Genomic DNA, 24,559 nt, shown 5'->3' with positions numbered 1-24,559 from the left:
ACAGTACTTTTATCATGCCAATTCTACATAGAAAGGAAAAGGGAAGATGGAACAACAGCTTAAACGACAAGGCGGAACGGTTTGTGTAGAAGACATTTTAATTGCTCACCATACGTTAAAAGATGTTGTATACCATACGCCATTGCAAAAAAACCCATTGTTATCCGAACGTTATCAATGCAATCTCTATTTAAAGCGCGAAGATTTACAAGTTGTTCGCTCGTTTAAAATACGCGGTGCTTATAATCGAATGAAACATTTGACAAAAGAGGAACGAAAAAATGGCATTGTGTGTGCAAGTGCAGGAAATCATGCGCAAGGAGTGGCCTATTCGTGCCGTGTATTAGGGGTTCACGGGAAAATTTATATGCCAGCAACAACGCCTCGACAAAAAGTGTCGCAAGTACAGTTTTTTGGAAAGGACATGATCGAAATCATTTTAGTCGGAGATACGTTCGATGATTCGTTTAATCAAGCGATTGAATGCGCTGAGCGTGAAGGGAGAACGTTTATCCATCCATTTGATGATGAATATGTGATTGCTGGACAAGGAACGGTTGGTGTTGAAATACTCAATGATTGCGAAGAAACGATTGATTTTGTTTTTGCCAGCATCGGCGGTGGAGGACTCATTTCTGGCTTAGGGACCTATATCAAGAGCATTTCTGCTTCGACAAAGCTAATTGGTGTTGAACCTGAAGGAGCGCCATCCATGAAGGCGGCGTTAGAGAACGGAAAAATCGTTACTTTGGATGAGATTGATAAATTTGTCGATGGAGCTGCGGTAAAAACGGTAGGGGAAAAAACATTTGCTTTGACAAAAGACATCATTGATGACATTGTCGTGGTACCTGAAGGAAAAGTATGTACAACGATTCTAGAGTTGTACAACGAAAATGCCATTGTTGTTGAGCCGGCAGGGGCATTGCCAATTGCTGCTTTGGATTTTTACAAAGAAGAAATCCGTGGAAAAACTGTCGTCTGCGTGATTAGCGGCGGCAATAATGACATTGGACGCATGCAGGAAATTAAAGAACGTTCCATGATTTACGAAGGTTTGCAACACTACTTTATCGTCAATTTCCCACAGCGTGCCGGAGCGTTGCGTGAATTTTTAGACGAGGTACTTGGACCGACAGATGATATTACTCGATTTGAATATACGAAGAAGAACAATAAAGAAAATGGTCCTGCGCTCGTTGGTATTGAATTAAAGCGTCGGGAAGACTATGCACTGCTTATTGAACGAATGAAGAAAAAAGGTTTTCCGTTTCAAGAAGTGAATAAAGATGGAAATTTATTTAATTTACTTATATAAACGAAAAAGGGCTGACACTTCGCTTTAGGGTCAGCCTCTTCGCGCTTTTGCAAACAATCTAATCGATGTCATTATCAATTATTTAATCCATTCAATCAATCGTTCGCTGTAAAAATGAGAGTTGACGAGTTTTTAGAAGGTAATGAATTGGTGAAGATCATGATTTTGTTGGGTAGATTGATAAAGTTCATAAATAAACAAAAACAATGGACTTTCAAATGGTTTCGATTTCTCGTGTACTTCTTTTCCTGATATGTCTTTCACGCTGATAAAAAATATGACACAATGATAATTCTTTAACACGTCAAAGTCAGTTTATAAAAAATTTATTAATCCTTCACACTATTTGACAAACTTCAACAAAGATTTAGTGTATAATAAAAATAAATCGGTGAAAAAAGAGGATTGATATTTTGTTATTTAAAAGCCTGGAGTTCAAAAATGTGTATGGACAGAAGGTTAAAATTATTGAGATTCCTGTATTGGAGGAAGATAGCACATATCGATTTATGATTCAGCTGCGTCTCGAAGCGTTTATCAATAAGGTGTATTATTCATACAACACAAAAACCGTTTTTTCGTTTCGGGATTATTTGAAAAAAGTGTTAAAGTGGCCTGTATATGAACAAATATTTAAAGTAGATATACTAAAGAATAATGCATAGAGGCTGACCCAAAGTGAAGTGTCTGACCCCATAACCATAATATGATGGTGCGTAAGGTCAGACACTTTACGGGTTGGCCTTTTTTGTTTATAAAATTGTCAATATATTTATTAATTTTTTATATAAATTCATTTCAATTAATTGTATAATAGATATCAACGCTTAATTTTAGGAAGTGAAAGCATGAGGAAAGTAAGAGTAGTGACAGATTCAACCGTTGATTTATCGAATGACATGATTGAAAAACTGCAAATTGAAGTTGTGCCGCTAACATTTACAATCGATGACAAGGTGTATGTCGATCGCGTCGATATTACTCCAGATGAGTTTATGGAAAAAATGAAACAGTCAAGTGAACTTCCGAAAAGTTCTCAACCTGCTGTCGGACAATTTGTTGAAGTATATAATCGCTTAGGAAAAGAAGGATTCGATATTATTTCGATTCATATGACGGGCGAAATGAGCGGGACAGTGTGTTCTGCTGAAAGCGCGGCAACAATCGCTGAGGCAAATGTGACGGTTATCGACTCACGTTTTATTTCTCTTGCACTTGGCTTTCAAGTTATTGAAGCGGCAAAGATGGCACAAAAAGGGAAAAGTATTGACGAAATTGTGAAGAGGCTGGATGAAATTCGGGCGAACACGCATTTATATGTAACATTAGATACGCTTGAAAACTTAGTAAAAGGCGGACGAATTGGACGCGGAAAAGCGTTAATTGGTTCACTGTTAAACATTAAGCCAATTGCTGCACTTTCCGATGGTGTTTATACGCCAATAACGAAAGTGCGAAGCTATACGCAGATTGTGAAGTATTTGACAAAGCAATTTATGGAAGACATTAAAGGAAAAACAGTGAAATCGGTAGGGATTGTGCATGCTGATTCGTTAGATTTAGCCAATCGCCTAAAAGAATCGATCGCAAAAGAGACAGGAATTACCGATATCGAGGTTGTTTATACGACTCCGATTATCGCTACGCATACGGGGCCAGGAGCGGTTGGTTTCATGTATTATGTAGAGTAATATGTAAGGAAAATCTCCCTTCATATGGAAGGGGATTTTTATTGAATGGTCGAACACAAGCACAATTATTTAAAGGACATTTATAGTTTGTTAAAATAAAGCAGTACAGTAATGATTTTTAAGAGGTGGACGTAGTATGAAAAAGTGGGGAATTACGTTACTTGTCTTCATGGTTCTTTTGCTATCCGCATGTAGCAACAAAATTCCAGATGCGAAAAATTGGCCGATTGCTGATTTTACATTTACGGACCAAAATGGTCAGCCGTTTGGCTTGTCCGATTTAAAAGGAAAAGTATGGGTCGCTGATTTTATTTTTACGAACTGTGAAACAGTCTGTCCGCCGATGACAGCGCATATGGCGAAGTTGCAGGATATGGCGAAAGAGGAAGGACTTGATGTCGAATTTGTATCGTTTAGTGTTGATCCGGAATATGATAAGCCGGAAATATTAAAACAATATGTCGAAAAGTTTAATGCCGATTTGTCAAACTGGCACTTGCTTACTGGTTACAGTCAGGAAGAAATCGAAACATTTGCCCAAAAAAATTTTAAAGCTATTGTAAAAAAACCACAACAAGGCGATCAAGTCATTCATGGAACAGATTTTTATCTTGTTGATAAAGAAGGGAAAATTGTAAAATATTATAACGGTGTACAAGACACTCCTTATGAGGAGATTCTTAAACATATAAAGGCTTTACAATGAAGAGGCTGACCCTAAAGCAAAGTGTCGCCCCCCACAATACAACCATCATATATAGGGAATAAAAGATAAGAATACTATATATGATGGGATTATGGGGGAGGTTAGACGCTTTGAGGGCAGTCTCTTTCTTTTTTCGTATTTTATATTTTTATGTCAATCGTTCACGCAGATATGTTAAGATGACAATAGTTTCACTGATTTGTTTTAATAGGTGTGATGGTAAGTGAAAAAATGGAGTATATATTTTATGGTATTATTAATGATGGCTGGTTGTTCTGCACGGCCAACAAGTAGTCAAGTGGAAATATCAGAAATATCGATGAGGGAAGTTGGTTTAACGGAGCCGTTAACGATTGCTGAAGACTTTTTTCCAAAAGACATGAATATTGTAGCGCTCGGTGACTCCTTGACGGAAGGAGTGGGAGATAGCACGAAAAGAGGAGGATATCTTGCTTATTTAGAACGGAAATTACTGGCGCATAAGGCGATTAAAAGCGTTACCATAACAAACTTAGGGAAAAGAGGATTAAGAATTTCCAAATTAGATGAAGTGGTTGACAAAAACAAAAATGCTTTACAGCACGCAGATATGATTATGATCACGATCGGCGGAAACGATATGATGAAAGTTGTTCGTTCTCATTTTTTCGATCTTTCTTACTCTTTGTTTGAAAAAGAGCAAAAGAAATTTGCGGTAAAATTGGAGAAGTTGCTTGAAACGCTTCGCTCTATCAATGAGGATGCCACTATCGTTCTGCTTGGTTTGTATAATCCGTTTGGGACCCTACAGGCAATCCCGGAAATTGAACAAGTGATACAACTTTGGAATGAAGGAAGCAAAGAAGTAATGGATAGATATGAAAATACGGTGTTCGTAGAAGTGGCGGACTTATTCGCCAACCATGATGATGTTCTGTATAGTGATCAGTTTCATCCAAATGATTTAGGTTATCAATTGATGGCCGAGCGGGTATATGAAAGATTGGAAGCAGAGGAGACACTTGTTTTATGGATAAGGGAACAATGAAATGGAAGACACTATTTTTTGTGTTATTAGGAGGAAATATTGTTATCATTAGTATTGTGCTGTTTTTGATGCTTCAGCCTTCTGATGAAGTAAAGAAGCTGGGGACATTGCCGAATACGAATGTCGCAGAGCTGACCGTATATTCGTCTAAAGAACATTTAAATTTCATCATCAACGATTATATTAAGAAAAAAACGAAAAATCATCCGTTGCAATATGATATTCAATTAACGGATCGTGTACATTTAAAAAGTAAAATTCCTCTATTCGGAAGAGAAGTTGATTTTCTTGTCACGTTTGAGCCAAAAGTCGTAGACAACGGTAATCTCAAGTTAGTCAATCCGGAGATGACGCTTGGCGAGTTACGCTTGCCGGTTAATTATATACTGAAGTACTTGCAAAAGAATGCATCGTTACCTGAAGAAGTGGTCATTAATCCAGCAAAGAGGTTCATTTACATTCACTTAAATGAAATAAAATTAAGCAATGGCTATCGTATTCAAGCAAAAAAGTTCGATTTAGTGAATGACGAGATTGTATTAACGTTGCTTGTTCCTATTCGGTCTAAGTAAAAAGCGGCTGACCAAAAGAAAAGTGTCCGATCCCACAATATTAATATATAGCGTGTAATATTGGATGATATATATTGCTAGATGCGCGTGAGGGATCAGACACTTATAATATTATCCCCTTATAATGATGAGCTGTTTGTAAAGTTTTAGATATATTAGAACTACCGACAACGTCGATTGGCGATTATGGTAACTAATAATGTTTTAAAATATGGGCTTTCATCACTCATTCGTGATGAAAGCCTTTGTTTCGTATACTGTTAAACTTGTTTTGCATTCGTATTTGGTCCAAAAAGGGCTAATAGTACAGCACAAGCTAACCAACAACCTCCAATAAATAAAAAGACACTCACATAGCCTAAATGTACAGCAATAAAGCCAACAATTAAAGAACCAAATATATTGGAAAAACGACCAAGTCCGTAAGCTAAGCCACTGCCGGAAGAACGATATTCTGTTGAATATGGTTCAGAGGTATAAGCATATAAATTTGATGTGAAAACACGTTCCGTGACGTTAACAATGAAGCCAAAGATGATAATCATTAGTGGAATAAATGTCATGCCATACAACAAACCTGCAATAGCTGTCAGGAATGCACTAACAGCTAAAATCCATTTGCGTTGAAACTTTTCTGAGATTATCGATCCGATAAGAGCTCCTAACGGGGCACCGATAGAGTGTAAAACGTTATACCACAACGTTTTTTCAATGGCGATACCACTACTTTTTAACAGGCTGGGAACCCATGATGCAAATCCGTAAAATCCAAACGTTTCAAATATCCATACCCCAGCTAATACTAACGTAATTTTAAGGTTTCTACCTTTAAATAATCCTAAATAGCCTGCCTTTGGAATTGTTTTGACAGGTATTGGTTCTTTTGGAACAGGAAGTTTGCCTTTTTCCTGTTCAACACGTTGCTCAATTCGTCTCATAATTGCGTTTGCTTTATCGAATTCTCCACGATTTTCGTGCCAGCGAGGAGACTCTTCCAAATGACGCGAGAAAAGAAAATAAATAATTCCTATTGCTCCCCATACAAACACAAGTCTCCATCCCCATGACCCTAAAGGAATGACTAATGCGGACACGACATTTGTGATAGGTACGCCAATTAAACCAACCATCGCACAAAAAGAAATGTACTTTCCACGTACGTTGGTAGGAAAAAACTCTGCTAAATAGCTATTTGTAACAATCATGGCAGCTGCTACTCCAACTCCGGTAAAGAATCGAAACACGATCAATGACGGTACATTCCATGCAAGAGCATTTAACGCAGATGATATAGAAAATAATAATACAAACCAGGATAAAGCTTTTTTTCGTCCGAACCGATCCGATAACCATCCACCTATAGAAGCGCCTAAAAACATACCTAAGAAAGAGAAAGCTGTTACGTTTGCAATCGTTTTTAAACTGATGCCCCACTGATCGATAAGAGCAGGTGCAACATTACTTAACGTAAACAAATCAGCAAGATCAAAGAAATAGACAATACAGAGAGCAAATAGTACTTGGTAATGGACACGTGAAATAGGAAGACGATCTAACCGATTTGCTACGTTGGAAAACTCTCGATTGTGTGTATGTACCTGTTTCACACTAGTATTGGTCTGCATAATTACATCAACTCCTTCTTTTTTTGAAAACACTTTCAAAATTTAGTATTGTAAACTATTAAAGAGGATAATATAGCAGAATTATACAATTATTAATACATAATATTCAATATATTTAAAAAATAATAGTTTATTATATCCTAAAGAGGTGAAATAGTATTTAATCGGTACCGCTAATTTCCGGATTTCTACCAGTTCGCTCTATCATTCTTTTAAAATACTCATTTTAATTGCTTCTCTAGAATAATATGAACACCGAAAGTATCTTTGAGTCATTTTACAGTTCTGGTGCAAACATCATTTTAAAATATAATGCAAATACTGAGCATTCTAGATGGTTTGTATTTATTGAATTACGAACAGAATGTATTTTTGTTGATTAGTTTGTATTCACCTTGGTTTTGCTATCTACTTCCTTTTGCACCAGAACCATTACATCAGCGCTTTGATTTCTGTTAAAAAAATCCCAATAATAAAACCACAAATAGCTCCATTCACCCGAATCCACTGCAGATCTTTTCCGATTTTATTTTCCATCATCTGAATAAGTGTTTCATCATCTAGCTTATCCAAATTTTCTTGTACAAGTTTGCCTATTTTTGAATGATTCTCTTCAACAAGCTTGGCAATTTGCTTTTGTATCCAGTTTTCAATGATCTTGGTTCTTGCTGGCTCTTCCTTTAGATTGTTCAGTAAGCGTGTTAAAAAGGGGAGAAGATACGTATTCGTAAACTTCCTGTCTTGAACAAAGGACAACATTTTCTGCTGAGTTTTCTTTAAGATTTCGGTTATTTTTTCAGCAGGATCCCAGTCAGCAATAAGATGGTCCTTCCAATTTGCGATTTCTTCCAATAGTTTCTGATTGTCTTTTATGTTTCGCAACTCCGTACGAACATGTAAAAGCAAAGTCTTCCTGTTCGTATCATCGATCCGGCGCAAATTCCTTACAACACTAAGGAGAAGATTTTGTAGTATGTTGCCGAGTTTTTCTTCATTCAATAGGTTCTGAAAAGACTTCAGCGCAAACTGCAGAAAACCGTCTAACTCTATATTGTCAAGTGCTCGTACTGCTAGGTTGCCGAGTTGATTCTTCGTATTACTTTTCCTTATCCATTCTTCTACCTTGCCAAGAAGATAATCTAATGCTTTCTCATCATATTCACGAATGAGCACTTGATGGATGGCAGACTGAAGGACTGTTCTCATTTCAATTGAATGCAACGAAGACTTTATTTCTTTTTCAACAAAAGGGGTAACTTTTTCAAGATTGATATGACTTATCATTTGTGCGATGAGTGCCACAGTGCCCTTTTTAACTGAATCTGAATGGAGCTCTTTCTCAAGGACAGGCAATAGTTTCTCTGTAAAATTAATTTGTTTGATTTTATTTCTAATACTTTCTTTTGAAAGCCAGTCATTTTCAAGCGTAGAGACAAGTGCTTTTGTTATTCTATTCCGATTTTTAGGCAAAAGAGCCGTATGGGGGATGGGCAATCCCAGTGGATGTCGGAATAAGGCAGTAACGGCGAACCAGTCAGCTAATCCCCCCACAAGCCCCGCTTCAAAGCCTCCTTGTAGTAAGTCTCCAAGAAACGATCCTTGGAAAGGAAGGGTGGCGACAAAACCAATCCCCATAACGGCAAGTGAAAAACTAGCTAAGCGCTTTGATTTCTTTGCTTGTTTTGTCTTTTTAGATCTCATGTTTACCTCATCCTTTAAGATATAAATTTACTATAACCAAACGATTGTCAAATGATACATAAGGGAGTACTATGGCCAGCTTTTCCTGAAAGAACATGAAAAGTTTCATCTATGTTCCGATATACGATCAGTGCACACTGGTTTAGTTTTTCTGAAAGTGTTCGTGATGTAAAACCATATGTGTTGTATGATGATTTGTAGAAGATTTTTCTCTATTTTGAGATGGAAAAAGAAGGACGCAATGCAAGTTCCCATTCCGAGAATGACTGTTTAGGAGATCCCACAGCCTTCTACAAATGAAAGGCTTGTAATACGATTGAAATGTTGGCCTTTTTTCGCCATGAAAAATCCCCTTTGAGTATAGAGTGGAACATCCCGCATCCGAATAGTGGGCTTTTTCCACTGTCTACTTAAAGGGGCGAATATCACTTTATAAATAAAAATGCTATGAAAGAATTCGTAATCCTTTTGGGTAATAGTTTTTCAATGTTCCTTTCACTTCTTTTCCCCATCCAAGCGAATATCCGTCAACGGTGACAAGGACCCATCCGTTATCATTGCCTGTTTGCAATGTTTCGCCTCGTAAATATTTTATACAGTCATGTCCCTTTACAGGAAGGTCGATCGATGCTTTGACATCGTTTCGCGTTAAAGCAAGAGCTAAAGCATGGTTTGGTTCGAAGCGGTTTTTCTTTACTTCGCCTAAATGGAGGCCAGGACGAATTACTTTTAATCCATCAAAATTTGGACATTCATCAGGTAGGGCAAACAAATGCTGCTCGAACGCATAAATCGTTTTATCGCATTTCCAATGTAAGAACTCTTTTTCAAAAGTTTGATATTCACGCAATTGTTGTTTTGTTGCGTTTGTTGCTGCTATTTTCCCTTTCCATTCACGAGTTGGGCCGATCTTTTTCATTTTGGCAACAAAATGACCTTCTCCTTTTACATAATGTGGCCATAGGCGGGCTGTATAGGAAATTTCTTGAAGATTTGTTTTTGTCCATTCTGCTTTTCCAGGCTGAATGCCGTGATGTTTTTCGATTGGAAGCAAGGCCATATCTGGATGGTTTTGGAGAAACTGCTCGACAGTTTGTTCATTTTCTTCCGGTGAAAACGTGCAAGTGGAATACACAAGAATACCACCTTCTTTTAGCATCGCATAGGCTGCTTCCAATATGTGCTGCTGCCCGTGAGCACATTTTTGGACATGATCACAGCTCCAATAATTCGCTGCTTCCGGATCTTTGCGAAACATTCCTTCACCGGAGCAAGGAGCATCAACGAGTATTTTGTCGAAGTAACCCAAAAAACGTTCTGCCAACCGCTCAGGTGTTTCATTCGTGACAAGGGCATTCGTTATTCCAAGCCGCTCGATATTTTCTGATAATGCTTTTACGCGTTTCGGGTGAATTTCATTGGCCAATAAAAAGCCAGTATTATTCATCATACAGGCGATTTGCGTCGATTTTCCGCCTGGGGCTGCACAAAGATCCAACACTTTTTCCCCGGGCTTCGGGTTTAATACTTCTGCTACAAACATCGCACTTGGTTCTTGAATATAATAAAGCCCTGCCATATGGTATGGATGTTTGCCCGGCTGACTTTCACCAGGATAGTAAAATCCGTTAGAACAAAATGGCACGCGTTCTAACGGAATGGGAAAAAGAGAAAGGAACCGATCTTGACTGGTTTTCAAAGGATTAAGACGCAGCCCGTTTGCTTTTTCTTCGTTGTATGTAGCGAAAAACAACTCGGCCTCGTCTTTTAAAAGGGTTTTCATTTTCGAGACAAAATCGTCCGGTAAATTCAACGTACAAAACTCCTCTCTGTCACTTCAGTATGGTCAAGTTTTTCATTAGAGCCATTTCACTTTCGGTTCGGTTTTATTCATGATTCTCCGAATATTTGCGCGATGGCGGTAAAAGATAAAGGCAGCCTGCAAGGTAACGATAATCATTAATGGGATATCGTCAGTAAAGAAAACCGTATAAATAATTGCATATACTCCCGCAAGCATAGAGGATAATGAAACATATTTTGAAATATAAAGAACGATAAAAAATACCGCGATAAGCGTTAAAAATAGAAACTGAGAATAAAAGAGCAATACCCCGCCTGATGTTGCTACCGCTTTTCCACCACGAAAACCGGCAAAGATAGGGTACATATGCCCAATAACAGCAAACAATCCTACGAACAATGGATGGATATCAACGGACAATAAAACAGGAAGACTTGCAGCGAGCGTGCCTTTTAAAATGTCGGCAATGGTCACGATTAATCCTGCTTTTACGCCAAGAACGCGAAACGTATTTGTTCCTCCTAAATTTCCGCTTCCATGTTCGCGAATGTCAACTCCATAGCCAAGCTTTCCAACGACTAAAGCAAACGGAATCGACCCGAGAAGGTAAGCCAATATAAGTATCAATGTTTTTGTCATCAATCTTCATACACCCTTTACCCATTAAATTTTCACATGATTTTATTTTACCATGCATGATAAAAAACGCTAGATAAGAAAAGAATATATCGGAGAGCCATTATTACTATAAGATAGATTTATTAAACAAGTAAACATATATTTTTGAGTAAAATGAATAGTTAGTGATAGACGCTCGCTACTACTCTTTTACTTGCATTATTATTTCAGAATAAGTAAACTTTGTATTAAATAAATTTTGTATGAAGATGAATAATTTGTCGGAAGCCTTAGGTGTTGACCGCAAAAATGGATGGAATGACAGAGCTGAGCACGCAATGTTATGATAATGAAGGCGAAATAGTCTCTTTCGTTGTTGATTGGAGTCGCTTTATGTGACAGAGGAAACATGATTTGTCGATGGCGGACTGATGATGCGGTAACTCGTTTTTCCGATAAACACCGCGACACAGGCCTAGCGATAAGAAAAAGAATGAAATAAAAAATAACAACTAGAAGGGATTGAAGTTAAGTGAAAACAACAGTAACATGGACAGGACAAATGGCTTTCTCCGGTATCACACCATCAGGACATGAAATCAAAATGGATGCAGCCGAGGAAATAGGGGGACAAAATAGTGGAGCAAGACCTATGGAATTGCTTTTACATGCAGTTGCAGGTTGTACAGGAATTGATATTATTTCGATTTTGCAAAAGATGCGTTTAGAGCCTACTTCTTTTCATATGGAGGTAGAAGGAACACGCGCAGAAGATCATCCGAGACGATTTACACATATTCACATTCATTATGCATTAGAAGGAGAGCTACCTGAAGACAAAGTGATTCGCGCCATTCAGTTGTCGAAAGATAAATATTGTTCCGTTGCTCATTCATTAAATGCCATGATTACAGTGAGTTATTCAATCAACGGCGTTGCCGGACAACAAAAGATATAAGCGAGCAGCAAGAGATTGACATTTAAGGAATTTTAGATCTAAGAGGATTCATGGATAATTCGAATGTAAAGTCGTATTTCCAGAAAGTAACCATTAATGCAAAAGTTCCAGAATTACAACGAATAAAACTAGTATAAAATACGCGAGGCTGGCCAAAAAGTGAAGTGTTAGTTCTCACAACCATCATAATATTAGGACATAATAAATAAAAACACTATATATGATGGTTTGGATGTGAGGTCAAACACTTACAGGTCAGCCTCTAAAACCATGGATGTGTGATAAAATAATAGATCTCCATGGTGAACGTGTGAACAAGTCAAAAGGTTTTTATCCTTGTGACTCCGATTAAAAGACATAATATGTAAACCTGTTTTCTATCGAAAAGTATAGATTTGGTTAAATTTTAAAAATTCAGAAAATAAAACTTGTATTAACCGAAACGCTCTTCTTTAAAAGGATTAGCTGTCATCGAATAGCCTCTTTTTTCCCAATACCCTGCTTCATCCTCTTTCATAAATCGAATTCCCGATGCCCATTTTGTTCCTTTCCATAAATAAAAGGAAGCAGGAGGAATGAAACGAAGAGGATAGCCGTGCTTCGGAGAAATCTCTTGCCAATCGTGATACTTATCTTTCCACCGATACACAAACAAAGCGTCCTCTCCTAACAAAGGTTCGAGCGGCAAATTAGCTGAATATCCGAATCGATTCCCGCTTAAATACCCATAAATTTTAACATATTTTACATCCGGTTCGATTTCCACTAAGTTTAAAAATTCGCGGAACGCAATGCCTTCAAATGTAGTATCGAATTTGGACCATGTAGTGACACAATGCATATCGATGGTAGCGATTGTTTTCGGTAAATCCATGACTTCTTTATAGGATAAAGTGATTTCTTTTTTTACGTTGCCAAACAATCTAAAATCCCACGTCTCTTCTTGAAATTCATATACATCTCCTTCATGAAGAATTGGCCATTTTTCTGTTTCAAATTGGCCAGGAGGCAGCTGTTTTCCCATCTCTTTTCATCCTTTCTTTCGGCTGTCATTTTATTAAATATGATACTGTTTTGCTCATTGTTATGCAAGGATGGAAAAGGGGAGATGGCGTATATATCCGATTCGAATAATTATGGATATGACAGTCATTACGATAAAATAAAACTGTAAGGTTCCTGATAAGATAAAAGGAACAAAAGTGCCCGCTTTGGTGTCGTTGTTCGATAAAGCTAAGTTCAATTTTTTGCATTGGTGGGCAAAAACGTTATATGCTCAAATAAAGGATTCTTATCCTTGAAATCGAATTTTTACTTGAAACTGTGGGATCGTGTTTTGAAATGCCTAAGTTCTATTACAAAAACTATTTACAACGAGGAAGAGGATGAAAGAGTATGTCCAATAAAAAAACAAAACAGCTTCGTGATATTCCGTTGTCAGTTCTGGATCTTGTCCCGATTGTAGTTGGAGGTACAGCGGCCGACTCTTTTCGAAATAGTCTCGAGCTTGCTCAGCATGTAGAAAAATGGGGATTTCATCGTTATTGGCTGGCTGAACATCACGGAATGCCTGGTATCGCCAGTTCAGCGACATCGGTCGTAATCAGCTATATCGCATCCGGAACTTCCAAAATTCGTGTAGGCTCCGGTGGTATTATGCTGCCTAATCATGCTCCATTGGTAATTGCCGAACAGTTCGGTACTTTAGAGTCGATGTATCCCGGCCGTATTGATCTTGGGATAGGACGTGCACCGGGCACGGATCCGCTCACTGCCCGCGCATTAAGACGTGATTTTCAAAGAAACGGCGATGATTTCCCTGAATTATTAGACGAATTGTGTTCTTATTTGAATCCACCTTCATTTGACAACCCGCGCGTGCGGGCGATTCCTGGTGAAGGGCTAAACATTCCGATTTGGTTACTAGGTTCTAGCGGATTTAGTGCGCGATTGGCCGGCGAACTTGGGTTACCTTTTGCTTTTGCGAGTCATTTCTCTCCAGAATATACTCTTCCAGCTTTAGAAATATATCGCAGCAGTTTCCGGCCTTCAGAGATACTTGATGAGCCATATGTGATGGTCGGCATTAATGTGATTGCCGCTGATACGGATGAAAAAGCACGATGGTTGGCTACCTCACAGGAGTTGCAGTTTTTAAATTTATTACGCAATCAGCCAACTCCGTTGAGCCCACCGGTAGAAAATATGGATGAAATATGGAATGATTACGAAAAGGTCGCTGTCAAACGGCAATTGAGCTCCATGATTACCGGCAGCCCAGAGACCGTCAAGGAGAAACTGCAGGCATTTTTAGATGTTACTCAAGCCGATGAGTTCATCATCCATACGCAAGTTTTTGACCATAAGGCGCGATTACGCTCCTACGAAATTCTAGCTCAAGTTGTCATGGGGAAATAAGCCGGTCTTTTTCATGAAGCAGCTGTATCCACCTATTTTGCTGCAAGATGATTGTGTTTTTATACTTCAAAGTAAAAGTCGTAGAGGAAAATGGAATGTCAAGGTTAATTCACATGCCATTTTCCTCGAAAAAATGGATTCATTTATGTATAATCTCGCTCAAAGAGAAAAATAAAATGTAGTTATGTGGGAGATTAGGGTAAAGAAACAACTGAATGGAATTTTTCATGAGATTTGCGTTACAACATAAACATATGAAATATGAAAGAGGAATAATTAATTTCTCTACTTCCGTTGTGGGACAAATGTTCTCTACGTACAGTTTATACGCAGGCACAAAAGGAGTGGTAGGACAATTCACAAGCCAACTCGGGATCTGTCTACATTTATGTGTAAATTTTATATAGGGTTGAATCATTCGCGGCGCCAATTAGCGTCTTTTTTCTTATAAAGAAGATTGCTATTACATAGATTCTATCCCCTAATTGTAAAGGTTTTCAATATTCATACAACATGAATTTACTGAAAATTTACAACAATTTAGCAAAAAATAAGTATTTCATCTCTATCATTATACATTGTAATTGAGTTTAAAAGATTATGAAAGGGGATATGAACATGAAGTTTCCATCCAAACTGCTGAAAAAGGCGGTACCTATGCTTGCGTTATCGGTTGCTTTTTCTTCTGGAAGTGCATTTGCAGCCGAGCGATCACAAAATCTGGGAATTCCGCAACAAATCGATTCCTATCAACATCGTCGTGTTCATATACAGTTGCTAGGAATCAATGACTTTCACGGGCAAATTGATGTCACTCGGAAAGTCGGAGGAAGAGCGGTCGGTCGAGCAGATTATCTTGCTGCCTATTTAAAGCAGCGTGAATCCGAAAATAAAAATACGCTTCTCGTTCATGCAGGCGATGCAGTCGGAGCAAGTTCTCCCGTATCTGCTCTTCTTCAAGATGAACCAACGATCGAAATTTTAAATACGTTAGGTTTTGATGTTGGAACTGTTGGAAATCACGAGTTTGACGAAGGCGTTGATGAAATGTTGCGACTCATCTATGGTGGGACGCATCCGGCGACGGGCTATTTTTCAGGAGCTAAATTTCCATATGTAGCGGCTAATGTGATTGATAAAGAAACAGGAAAGCCGATTTTACCACCTTATGTGATTAAAAAAGTTAACGGTATTCCGATCGGGTTTATTGGAGTCGCTTTATCTGATACGCCGAGCATTGTAACTCCAAGCGGAGTAGCTGGTGTTGAATTCACCGATGAAGCAGAAGCCATTAACAAAGCGGTAGCGGAGTTGAAAAAGCAAGGAGTAGAGACGATCGTTGTACTTGCACATAACCCAGGAATTTCTAATACAGATGGTTCGAATGCAAGCGGAGAAATCGTGGATATCGCCAAAAACGTAGATGACGAAGTAGATGTTATGTTTGCTGGTCATAACCATTCTTATTTAAATGCAGAAGTGGATGGAAAACTTCTTGTTCAATCGTATTCGTATGGAACGGCATTTTCTGATGTCGATTTACAAATTGATCCGCGTACAAAAGACGTGGTGTCCAAGAAAGCCGAAATCGTCACAACATATCAAGATGCGATTAAACCTGACAAAAAAATTAAACGGTTGATCGAAAAATATGAGGAAAAAGTGGCGCCAATTATCAATCAAGTCATTGGCACGGCGAAGGCGACCATTACAGATGAGCAAAACGCAAGCGGCGAATCGGCTTTAGGCAATCTCATCGCCGATGCACAGCGTGATGCGATGAAGACTGATTTTGCTTTCATGAATCCTGGCGGCATTCGAGCGGATATTGAGCAAGGAGAAGTAATATGGGGAGAATTATATAACGTCCAGCCATTCAGCAATCAACTAGTGAAAATGACATTGACGGGCGAGCAAGTACGTCGTCTTCTTAATCAGCAATGGCAGTCGAACCAAACTCGCATGCTTCAAATTTCAGGACTAAAGTATACATGGGATTCGAAAAAGCCGATTGGAGAGAAAGTCGTTGATATTTACTTGCCGGATGGAACAAAACTCGATCCAAACGCAGAATACACCGTCACTGTTAATAGCTTTCTTGCTGATGGAGGAGATAACTTTACTGTATTAACAGAAGGAAAGAACCGCGAAGTCGGTCCTGTTGATCTTGACGCCCTTATCAACTATATTAAGAAACTCCCTCAACCATTTGACGCTAATATTGAAGGTCGAATTCAAAAGGTTTCTTAAGCTCCTTATTTTACATTTATATATCTATATATCGCGCAGTAAAACAGTCGAAATACAAACAAGCGACCATTTTTACCTTTTCTGTAAACGGGGCTGACCCCATAAGTGTTTGACCTCACGTGCATTTCACAATATATTGTTCATTTATCCAATGTTATGTCTTATATAATTGTGTTGTGGGGTCTGACACTTTATTTTTGGGTCAGCCTCCATAGCTATCATTTGTTATCCTTTCTAGCAATACTGTCCTCCAACCAAACTGTTTGCGTTAATATCTTTATGGGAAGGAAAGGTTTATTCTGGGTTGGGAGTAAAATTTTATTCTTTTATTCCTTCTTTTTGTAACAGTCTGTTATGTAGTTTAGAGAAGATCCATAACGCAACAATCGAACCAAGCAAGCAACATAACATATCCCATTGTGTATCCCAAATATCACCTTGGGTTCCTAAAAAGTCTTTAGTCGTTTTTCCTCCTTTTGGTATTTTAGAAGCTAACCATTCGATAATCTCATACAAAGCAGCGATGGCCAGCGACATACTTATGACAATGGTAAATAACCAAGGCCCTTTCGTTAATCGAGTTTTCCGTAATAAGATTTCTCTCAGTACAATCGCAAATAAGCCTTTAAGTAAATGCCCAAATCGGTCGTAATGATTTCTCTTTAAGTCATAAGCGTCCTTGATCCAATCAAAAAGAGGGACTTTGGAATATATATAATGCCCACCGACGAACATAATGATGGCTAGAATGGCCATAATGACATAAGAGAGAGTAGTAAAACGGAATTTATTATATGCTGCGATGACGATGATCAAACCGACAACAGCAGGACTAACCTCCAACATCCAAGTCAGGTAACTTGCTGGTTTGATCGCTGACCAAATAAAAACGGCAGTAACTACCAATAATAAAAATAGATGAATTCTTTTCATTCCATCTTTTTTCATTTTATTCGCTCCTTTAGAAGAACGGTTTTATTTACAGTATTAAAAAAAAAAGCTGGTTTCATACAGGGGATTGAATAATTGTCATGTTGAAAAATCGGTATTTAAAGCAACATAATGTTTATTATGTAAACTTATTAAAACGATATTCGGAAAAAGACCTTCTAAAGGTTGGTTTTGTAGAAACCAAAATGAATAATAGAAATCGAAAAATGGCGATGAATGATTCAGCATCATACACGAGATCTTACATATGAATTAAGTTTATTCTGCTCTGACTTTACGGTCGTTCCTCTTGATGGATTGTAGTTCCATCAATGGTGCTAAATTGTTCCTATTTTAGAGATTTTTGATTAAATGTATAAGATTTTTTACGAATTTCGTCGTAGATTTGTAACATATTTGTCAAACTGTCAAAGAAATTACGATCATTTTTTTGTTATAGTATTAGTGAGATTCTCATTCAATAGAGATTCTAAATAGAATTGTTTTCGTCAACCAGAAAGTGACCGGCTTTTTATGGAGTTTTCACGTTTCCCATATTAATAATGTTTAATTTTGTGAAATTGTGAACATAATATCATCTCGGGTTAAATTCTTAAGGGAGGAAATACCATTGATAAAGGTGCATAGTTATGTGAAATTGTGAACATATACTTAATTATGTGAAATTGTGAACATATACTTATGTGAAATAATGAACATGATATCGCCTCAGGCCAAATTCTGGCGAAATACTTAAAGGAGGAACTACTTACTATGGATCCAGTAATGTTGGCAAGAATACAATTTGCTTTGACTACCATCTACCACTTCTTCTTCGTGCCACTTACCATTGGCCTGGCATTTATTATCGCTTTGATGCAAACATTATACGTTGTGAAGAAAAAAGAGATTTATAAAAAAATGGCGAAATTCTGGGGACATTTGTTCCTGATTAACTTTGCTGTAGGGGTTGTAACAGGAATTATTCAGGAATTCCAATTTGGGATGAACTGGTCAGATTATTCTAGATTTGTCGGTGACGTTTTCGGGGCACCTCTGGCCATTGAAGCATTGCTTGCCTTCTTTATGGAATCCACTTTTATCGGCCTTTGGATTTTTGGCTGGGATCGTTTGCCTAAAAAAGTGCACTTGGCAAGCATTTGGCTTGTATCTATTGGGACTATGCTTTCCGGTTTTTGGATTTTAACGGCAAACTCCTTCATGCAAGTACCCGTGGGTTATGAAATTAGAAATGGCAGAGCGGAAATGGTTGACTTTCTTGCGCTGATAACCAATGGACAATTATGGGTGGAGTTTCCGCATGTCATCACAGGGGCATTGTGTACCGGAGCATTCTTCATTGCTGGTGTAAGTGCCTATAATCTATTAAAAAAGAAACATGTTGATTTTTACAAGAAATCCATGAATATCGCCTTAATCATTGGTTTAATCGGCAGTTTGGAGGCTGCCTTCAGCGGACATGCCCAAGCACAATATCTTGTGAAAACGCAGCCGATGAAGATGGCAGCTGCAGAGGGTATTTGGGAAGATACGCCCGATCCTGCACCCTGGTCAGTATTTGCTTGGATTGATACAAAGAATCAAGAAAATAAGTTTGAACTAAATATTCCTTATGCATTAAGCTATTTATCTTATTCTAAATTTGAAGGCAGTTTAAAAGGAATGAAAACTCTCCAAGCCGAATATGCGGAAAAATACGATCCAATCGTTGGCGAAGGTACAAATTATATTCCTCCAGTCAAGACGACGTATTGGAGCTTCCGTTTAATGGTTGGCTTGGGTACAGCGATGATATTATTATCGATGATTGGTCTGTATCTGTGGAAAAAGGGACGCCTTGAGAAAAGCAGTATGTTCTTGAAAATCCTTGTTCCTGCTATCTCGTTTCCGTTTTTGGCAAACACTTTCGGTTGGATCATGACCGAAGTGGGCCGTCAGCCATGGACGGTATTTGGATTGATGACAACAGCTGACGCTGTATCACCAAATGTTTCTTCAGGGACCATTTTATTTTCAATCATTATGTACACGCTGATATTCACGATTCTTGCAGGCGTGATGGTTTATTTAATGGTTCGCGAAATTAAACGAGGACCGGTAGAGCATCATGATGTAAATTCAACGGTATCAATAGATCCATTCAATAAGGCAGGTGCTTAAGATGGAATTGAGCGAACTTTGGTTTGTCTTAATCTCTGTACTCTTTATTGGATTCTTCTTTCTTGAAGGTTTTGATTTTGGCGTAGGAATGTCGACTCGTTTCCTTGCTCGTGATCAAAAAGAGAGGACTATAATGGTGAATACAATCGGTCCTTTCTGGGACGCGAATGAAGTATGGCTAATAACTGGAGCGGGCGCCATTTTCGCGGCCTTTCCGCACTGGTATGCAACGATGTTCAGTGGCTATTACTTGCTGATGCTGGCAGTTTTGCTGAGCTTAATTGGACGCGGCGTTGCTTTTGAATATCGCCGCAAGGTTGAAGACCCGCGCTGGACGAATGTGTGGGATTGGGTGATCTTTTTCGGAAGCATGCTCCCACCGTTTCTTTTAGGTATTCTGTTTACAAGCATGCTTAAGGGTGTGCCGATCCATGAAGATATGAATATGAAAGCAGGGTTATCGGATGTTATGAATATGTATTCCATTTGGGGCGGCTTAACGATTACATTGCTGTGCTTATTGCATGGTTTGACTTTCCTATCATTAAAAACAGAAGGAGAGATTAGACATCGGTCGGCTGCATTAGCTAAAAAATTGGTGTTGGCTGTATTTGGATCACTTGTCGTTTTTGTAGGACTCTCTTGGTTTATGACAGATATTTTTGAAGTACGCCCTATCCTTGAGCTTATTATTGTGGTATTAATTGTGCTTACTTTTGGATTATTATACTATTTCATTTCCAATAAACGTGAAGGAATGGCATTCACCATGACAGGGCTTGGAATCGTGCTAACGGTATCATCGATTTTCGTTGGACTGTTCCCAAGAGTGATGGTGAGTTCCTTGAACAAAGCCTTTAATTTAACGGTCTACAACGCATCCAGTGGGGCCTATTCCCTAAAAATAATGACAATTGTGGCCGTAACTATTTTACCGTTTGTATTAGGGTATACTATTTATAGCTATTACGTATTCCGGAAACGAGTATCTGATAAGGAGCATTTAACATACTAATGGATAAAGCGTTGTTCTCTTACAAAGGGATTAAGTCGGTTCTAGCTGGGCTGGCGATATTAACGGCTATTCAAGGTGCTATCATTATTATTCAAGCTTATTTTTTGGCAGACGCAATCTCCTCCCTTTTCGGGGGAGATTTGTTTGCCAATGTCTTTAAAAAGTTGATCATTTTCTTTCTTGCGTTAGTTGTTCGCCAACTGCTTACTGTTTGGAAAAGAAATATAGCCTACCGTTTTGCTGCCAGAACGAGTAAAGAGTTCCGGGAATCATTGTTGCAAAAGTTGTTTCAACTCGGCCCTCGTTTTGTAAAAGAAGAAGGCTCCGGACAGACAGTCACCTTGGTTATGGAAGGAATAATGAAATTCCGCCGCTATTTAGAGCTTATTCTTCCGAAATTGATGAATTCGGCAATGATCCCTGTTATGATCTGTATCTTTATCTTTTTCGTAAATATCCGTTCCGCTGTCATTTTAGCCCTAGCTGTTCCGATACTTATTGCCTTTATGATTTTGCTTGGATTGGCGGCAAAAGTAAAGGCTGATCGCCAATATGAATCCTATCAAATGCTGTCCAATCATTTTGTCGATTCTTTGAGAGGGTTGGAGACACTCAAATATTTGGGGTTAAGTCGGCAGCACATCAACAAAATTATTTTAGTAAGCGAAAGATATCGACGCGCGACAATGGGAACTTTGCGTATCGCCTTTTTATCTTCGTTTGCATTAGATTTTTTTACAATGCTTTCCATAGCGACGGTCGCTGTTTTTCTTGGAATGGATTTAATAAACGGGAAGATGGAGCTTCGTCCAGCGTTGACGATTCTTATCCTGGCACCGGAATACTTCCTGCCAATCAGGGAGGTGGGGGCCGATTACCATGCAACGCTTGACGGTAAAGAAGCAGGAAAAAAGATTCAGGAAATCCTCGATAAGGAGTCGTTGCAGCAAAAACAGGAGCCGATCCCTCTTTGGAAATCAACAAGCACATTTTCTGTTGAAGGAGTAAGTGTACATTTTCCTGACAGCGATCGTCCAGCTTTACACGATATCCAATTTTCTGTTTCAGGCTCAAAAAAAATTGGAGTTATTGGCGCCAGTGGTGCAGGAAAATCTACATTGATTGATATATTAAGTGGATTTTTAGCACCTTCGTCAGGCGAATTTCAGATAAACGGCAAGAAGTTAACTACTTTATCTCAGTTGAATTGGCAAAGTCAAATAACGTATATTCCCCAACACCCTTATATATTTCACGATACCGTTTTAAACAATATTCGTTTTTATGATCCGGAGGCAACAATGAAAGAAATAGAGGAGGCCGCAGAGAGAGCGGGCCTCACTGAAGTGATTCGATCGCTTCCGCGGGGATTTGAGACCATCATAGGGGAGGGGGGACGGAGCCTAAGTGGCGGACAAGAACAACGAATCGCCCTCGCGCGTGCATTCTTGGGCAACCGTCCTATCATTATGCTTGATGAGCCAACTGCCCATCTTGATATTGAAACGGAATACGAATTAAAAGAGACGATGTTACAATTATTTAAAGGCAAGCTTGTATTTTTTGCTACACATCGCTTGCATTGGATGCTTGATATGGATTTAATCATTGTTCTTGATCAAGGCAAAATAGTGGAAATCGGGACGCATGAACAGCTAATTGGACAGAAATCTACTTATTATCAGCTTTTTAAAACACAAATGAGGGGTATCTAATGGATAAGGAGAATTGGATCTTCCCATATTTGCGTCAATATCGCGGCTTGTTTGCGTTGGCTATTCTTCTTGGTTCGCTTACCATTCTCTTTGGCGGAGCATTGATGTTTACTTCGGGTTATTTAATTTCTAAAGCGGCGACACAACCTGAATCCATTTTAATGATTTATGTGCCGATTGTAGGTGTCCGTGCATTTGGAATTGGCCGTGCTGTGCTTAGCTATGTGGAGAGGCTGACAGGACACCAATTCATTTTGAAAATACTTTCCGAAATGCGCGTGCGCTTATATAAAATCATTGAGCCACAAGCCTTGTTTCTTCGTTCTCGCGTACGCACGGGTGACATTCTTGGTGTACTCGCCGATGATATTGAACATTTGCAGGATTTTTACTTAAAAACACTGTTTCCTTCGATTATTTCTTTAGTCATTTACACAGTAATCCTTATTTGTACAGGACTTTTCTCGATCCCATTCGCAATTCTCTTAGCTGTATTAATAGGGTTGTTGATTTTTGTCGGTCCAATTATTTCATACATTTATATGAAAACAAAGAATGAACAATTGAAAAGGGGAAGAAACCGACTTTATCAACAGTTTACCGATACGATTTTTGGCATAAGCGATTGGATATTTAGTGGGAAATACGCGACTTTTATTCAGCGATACGAAACACAAGAACATCAATTACTTGAACTCGAAACGAAGAAACATTCCTTTGTGAACTGGCGTGACGTTATGAATCAAATTGTGCTTGGTATCATTGTGGTCTTAGCCATCTATTGGGCCAATGAGCAAACAGTAGGAGGAGAATTCTCGCCCACGATGATTGCTGCTTGTGGTCTCGTAGCACTGTCTTTAGTGGAATCGTTTTTACCGATTGCAGGGGCAGTTAGTGAAACATCATCCTATCAAGATTCATTAAAGCGTCTTGAAGCCATTCAAGCAGAGTCCTCTCACCCCTGGATAGAAGCAGATGGATGGAAAGATTCCCTGGACTTATCTCAAGTAACGATTGAAATCAACCATTTATCATTTGGGTATCCTTCGGAAACACCACTGCTGGACGATTTTAGTTTAAAGATAGGGCAGGGTGAGAAAATTGCCATTATCGGGCGCAGCGGATCCGGAAAATCGACGCTGTTGAAATTAATCCAAGGGGCACTTGTACCGACTCGTGGAGAAGTGCTTATAAATGGGATGAATGCACATGAGTTGGCTTCGACTGTTCCAAAATTAATGGCTGTTCTCAACCAAAAGCCTTATTTATTCAATACATCCGTCATGAACAACATCCGCCTTGGCAACCCGGAAGCAACAGATGAAGAAGTATACGAAGTAGCCAAGATGGTTCAATTGCATCAGATGATTATGCAATTGCCTAAAGGGTATGAGACGAACATGCATGAAACAGGACAGCGCTTTTCCGGTGGTGAACGGCAAAGAATCGCACTGGCACGAATATTATTGCAAAAAACTCCGATAGTGATCATGGATGAACCGACAGTTGGGCTCGATCCTATCACAGAAGCGAACCTATTGGCTACTATTTTCGATACACTGAAGGGAAAAACCATCATTTGGGTAACGCACCATTTGATAGGCGTGGAGAAAATGGATCGCATCCTTTTCCTTGAAAAAGGAAAAATCACCATGGATGGCAGTCATCAACAACTTCTTAAAAGTGAGGAAAGATATCGACGTTTATATGCACTAGATCGTCCCCTTTACAGGAGTAAGTGGTAGGTGGTGTTATGTCAAGAAAACGGACACGTTAAACAGAGAGAAATAGCTGAATTGATGCAATTATTTTTCTCTCGTCAGCGTAATATGCAGCAAACACCATCTGTTCCGTCTCGTCAATCATTGGATGAGACGGAACAAATATCATTATCGTTTCTGCCATCGCTGTTCGTCTTTTTTATTTTCGGCTTTCTGATCATCCTCTTCAACGTATTCGTTCCTCGCATGAAAAAGTTTGTTCTGTAAACAGGTTATTTTTGGCATGTTTAGTATGACAGAATAATAGAT

General features: G+C 38.7%; 20 protein-coding genes and 1 pseudogene. 15 read left to right on the top strand and 6 right to left on the bottom strand.

Annotated features, from left to right (window positions below):
- Positions 1-46: 46 nt before the first annotated feature.
- The 6 genes from ilvA (at position 47) to HNQ85_RS12805 (ending at position 5,314) form a co-directional block, all read left to right on the top strand.
- Positions 47-1,318 carry a threonine ammonia-lyase IlvA gene (gene ilvA, locus HNQ85_RS12830; RefSeq protein WP_181538110.1) on the top strand — a complete coding sequence of 424 codons (1,272 nt, stop codon included), beginning with the start codon at positions 47-49 and terminating at the stop codon, positions 1,316-1,318.
- Positions 1,319-1,731: 413 nt separating this feature from the next.
- A complete protein-coding gene (locus HNQ85_RS12825) occupies positions 1,732-1,983 on the top strand; it encodes a DUF2535 family protein (protein ID WP_181538109.1) in 252 nt (83 codons plus the stop codon).
- A 183-nt stretch (positions 1,984-2,166) separates the two neighbouring features.
- A complete protein-coding gene (locus tag HNQ85_RS12820; RefSeq protein WP_181538108.1) occupies positions 2,167-3,009 on the top strand; it encodes a DegV family protein in 843 nt (280 codons plus the stop codon).
- A gap of 136 nt (positions 3,010-3,145) precedes the next feature.
- The gene (locus HNQ85_RS12815; RefSeq protein ID WP_181538107.1) at positions 3,146-3,715 is read left to right on the top strand and encodes an SCO family protein; all 570 of its coding nucleotides are present in this window, start codon (positions 3,146-3,148) and stop codon (positions 3,713-3,715) included.
- A gap of 223 nt (positions 3,716-3,938) precedes the next feature.
- The gene (locus tag HNQ85_RS12810) at positions 3,939-4,742 is read left to right on the top strand and encodes a GDSL-type esterase/lipase family protein (RefSeq protein ID WP_181538106.1); all 804 of its coding nucleotides are present in this window, start codon (positions 3,939-3,941) and stop codon (positions 4,740-4,742) included.
- Complete coding sequence (locus HNQ85_RS12805; RefSeq protein WP_181538105.1) at positions 4,724-5,314, top strand: YpmS family protein; 591 nt, start codon at positions 4,724-4,726, stop codon at positions 5,312-5,314. The genes HNQ85_RS12810 and HNQ85_RS12805 overlap by 19 nt, the downstream gene beginning before the upstream one ends.
- A 260-nt stretch (positions 5,315-5,574) precedes the next feature.
- On the opposite strand, the gene HNQ85_RS12800 is transcribed toward HNQ85_RS12805, so the two are convergent.
- From HNQ85_RS12800 to plsY, 4 genes are all read right to left on the bottom strand, one after another.
- Positions 5,575-6,939, bottom strand: a complete 1,365-nt coding sequence (locus HNQ85_RS12800) for an MFS transporter (protein WP_181538104.1) — start codon at positions 6,937-6,939, stop codon at positions 5,575-5,577.
- 432 nt (positions 6,940-7,371) lie between these two features.
- Positions 7,372-8,640 carry a DUF445 domain-containing protein gene (locus HNQ85_RS12795; protein ID WP_181538103.1) on the bottom strand — a complete coding sequence of 423 codons (1,269 nt, stop codon included), beginning with the start codon at positions 8,638-8,640 and terminating at the stop codon, positions 7,372-7,374.
- 445 nt (positions 8,641-9,085) lie between these two features.
- Complete coding sequence (locus tag HNQ85_RS12790) at positions 9,086-10,453, bottom strand: RsmF rRNA methyltransferase first C-terminal domain-containing protein (RefSeq protein ID WP_281363463.1); 1,368 nt, start codon at positions 10,451-10,453, stop codon at positions 9,086-9,088.
- Positions 10,454-10,498: 45 nt separating this feature from the next.
- Positions 10,499-11,083, bottom strand: a complete 585-nt coding sequence (gene plsY / locus HNQ85_RS12785; protein ID WP_181538102.1) for a glycerol-3-phosphate 1-O-acyltransferase PlsY — start codon at positions 11,081-11,083, stop codon at positions 10,499-10,501.
- A 511-nt stretch (positions 11,084-11,594) separates the two neighbouring features.
- Between plsY and HNQ85_RS12780 the strand changes: the two genes are divergently transcribed.
- Positions 11,595-12,020, top strand: coding sequence for an OsmC family protein (locus tag HNQ85_RS12780; RefSeq protein ID WP_181538101.1), 426 nt, complete (start codon positions 11,595-11,597; stop codon positions 12,018-12,020).
- Between the two features lie 433 nt (positions 12,021-12,453).
- Here the strand turns inward: HNQ85_RS12780 and HNQ85_RS12775 are convergent, their stop codons facing one another.
- Positions 12,454-13,044, bottom strand: a complete 591-nt coding sequence (locus tag HNQ85_RS12775; protein WP_181538100.1) for a molybdopterin-dependent oxidoreductase — start codon at positions 13,042-13,044, stop codon at positions 12,454-12,456.
- Between the two features lie 371 nt (positions 13,045-13,415).
- Between HNQ85_RS12775 and HNQ85_RS12770 the strand changes: the two genes are divergently transcribed.
- From HNQ85_RS12770 to HNQ85_RS12765, 3 genes and pseudogenes are all read left to right on the top strand, one after another.
- The gene (locus HNQ85_RS12770) at positions 13,416-14,438 is read left to right on the top strand and encodes an LLM class flavin-dependent oxidoreductase (RefSeq protein ID WP_181538099.1); all 1,023 of its coding nucleotides are present in this window, start codon (positions 13,416-13,418) and stop codon (positions 14,436-14,438) included.
- Between the two features lie 272 nt (positions 14,439-14,710).
- Positions 14,711-14,809 (top strand): annotated as a pseudogene (locus HNQ85_RS17660) (3-ketoacyl-ACP reductase); the annotation flags it as partial.
- 247 nt (positions 14,810-15,056) lie between these two features.
- The gene (locus HNQ85_RS12765; RefSeq protein ID WP_181538098.1) at positions 15,057-16,688 is read left to right on the top strand and encodes a bifunctional metallophosphatase/5'-nucleotidase; all 1,632 of its coding nucleotides are present in this window, start codon (positions 15,057-15,059) and stop codon (positions 16,686-16,688) included.
- Between the two features lie 318 nt (positions 16,689-17,006).
- Here HNQ85_RS12765 and HNQ85_RS12760 read toward each other — a convergent pair whose 3' ends face one another.
- Positions 17,007-17,636: a DUF2238 domain-containing protein gene (locus HNQ85_RS12760; protein ID WP_181538097.1), complete on the bottom strand. Its 630-nt coding sequence runs from the start codon at positions 17,634-17,636 to the stop codon at positions 17,007-17,009.
- A 756-nt stretch (positions 17,637-18,392) separates the two neighbouring features.
- On the opposite strand from HNQ85_RS12760, the gene HNQ85_RS12755 reads away from it, so the two are divergent.
- From HNQ85_RS12755 to HNQ85_RS17655, 5 genes are read left to right on the top strand one after another with little or no spacing between them, the layout of a single operon-like run.
- Entirely contained in the window at positions 18,393-19,799 is a 1,407-nt protein-coding gene (locus tag HNQ85_RS12755; RefSeq protein ID WP_181538096.1) for a cytochrome ubiquinol oxidase subunit I, read from the top strand.
- 1 nt (position 19,800) lies between these two features.
- Entirely contained in the window at positions 19,801-20,814 is a 1,014-nt protein-coding gene (cydB, locus tag HNQ85_RS12750; RefSeq protein ID WP_181538095.1) for a cytochrome d ubiquinol oxidase subunit II, read from the top strand.
- The gene (gene cydD / locus HNQ85_RS12745; protein WP_181538094.1) at positions 20,814-22,529 is read left to right on the top strand and encodes a thiol reductant ABC exporter subunit CydD; all 1,716 of its coding nucleotides are present in this window, start codon (positions 20,814-20,816) and stop codon (positions 22,527-22,529) included. Before cydB ends, cydD begins: the two co-directional genes overlap by 1 nt.
- Positions 22,529-24,274, top strand: a complete 1,746-nt coding sequence (gene cydC, locus HNQ85_RS12740; RefSeq protein ID WP_181538093.1) for a thiol reductant ABC exporter subunit CydC — start codon at positions 22,529-22,531, stop codon at positions 24,272-24,274. Before cydD ends, cydC begins: the two co-directional genes overlap by 1 nt.
- Positions 24,275-24,517, top strand: coding sequence for a hypothetical protein (locus HNQ85_RS17655; RefSeq protein ID WP_246326866.1), 243 nt, complete (start codon positions 24,275-24,277; stop codon positions 24,515-24,517).
- Positions 24,518-24,559 lie beyond the last annotated feature (42 nt).

Source organism: [Anoxybacillus] calidus, from assembly GCF_013760845.1.
Classification (GTDB): domain Bacteria; phylum Bacillota; class Bacilli; order Bacillales; family Anoxybacillaceae; genus Paranoxybacillus; species Paranoxybacillus calidus.
The sequence above is the reverse complement of the archived record's forward strand: the minus strand, read 5'-3'. Positions and strand labels throughout refer to the sequence as shown.

Coding starts and splice junctions, on each gene's coding strand:
- ilvA (WP_181538110.1), top strand. CDS start 47: ATGGAACAACAGCTTAAACGACAAGGCGGAACGGTTTGTGTAGAAGAC.
- HNQ85_RS12820 (WP_181538108.1), top strand. CDS start 2,167: ATGAGGAAAGTAAGAGTAGTGACAGATTCAACCGTTGATTTATCGAAT.
- HNQ85_RS12815 (WP_181538107.1), top strand. CDS start 3,146: ATGAAAAAGTGGGGAATTACGTTACTTGTCTTCATGGTTCTTTTGCTA.
- HNQ85_RS12805 (WP_181538105.1), top strand. CDS start 4,724: ATGGATAAGGGAACAATGAAATGGAAGACACTATTTTTTGTGTTATTA.
- HNQ85_RS12800 (WP_181538104.1), bottom strand. CDS start 6,939: ATGCAGACCAATACTAGTGTGAAACAGGTACATACACACAATCGAGAG.
- HNQ85_RS12795 (WP_181538103.1), bottom strand. CDS start 8,640: ATGAGATCTAAAAAGACAAAACAAGCAAAGAAATCAAAGCGCTTAGCT.
- plsY (WP_181538102.1), bottom strand. CDS start 11,083: ATGACAAAAACATTGATACTTATATTGGCTTACCTTCTCGGGTCGATT.
- HNQ85_RS12775 (WP_181538100.1), bottom strand. CDS start 13,044: ATGGGAAAACAGCTGCCTCCTGGCCAATTTGAAACAGAAAAATGGCCA.
- HNQ85_RS12770 (WP_181538099.1), top strand. CDS start 13,416: ATGTCCAATAAAAAAACAAAACAGCTTCGTGATATTCCGTTGTCAGTT.
- HNQ85_RS12765 (WP_181538098.1), top strand. CDS start 15,057: ATGAAGTTTCCATCCAAACTGCTGAAAAAGGCGGTACCTATGCTTGCG.
- HNQ85_RS12760 (WP_181538097.1), bottom strand. CDS start 17,636: ATGAAAAAAGATGGAATGAAAAGAATTCATCTATTTTTATTATTGGTA.
- HNQ85_RS12755 (WP_181538096.1), top strand. CDS start 18,393: ATGGATCCAGTAATGTTGGCAAGAATACAATTTGCTTTGACTACCATC.
- cydB (WP_181538095.1), top strand. CDS start 19,801: ATGGAATTGAGCGAACTTTGGTTTGTCTTAATCTCTGTACTCTTTATT.
- cydD (WP_181538094.1), top strand. CDS start 20,814: ATGGATAAAGCGTTGTTCTCTTACAAAGGGATTAAGTCGGTTCTAGCT.
- cydC (WP_181538093.1), top strand. CDS start 22,529: ATGGATAAGGAGAATTGGATCTTCCCATATTTGCGTCAATATCGCGGC.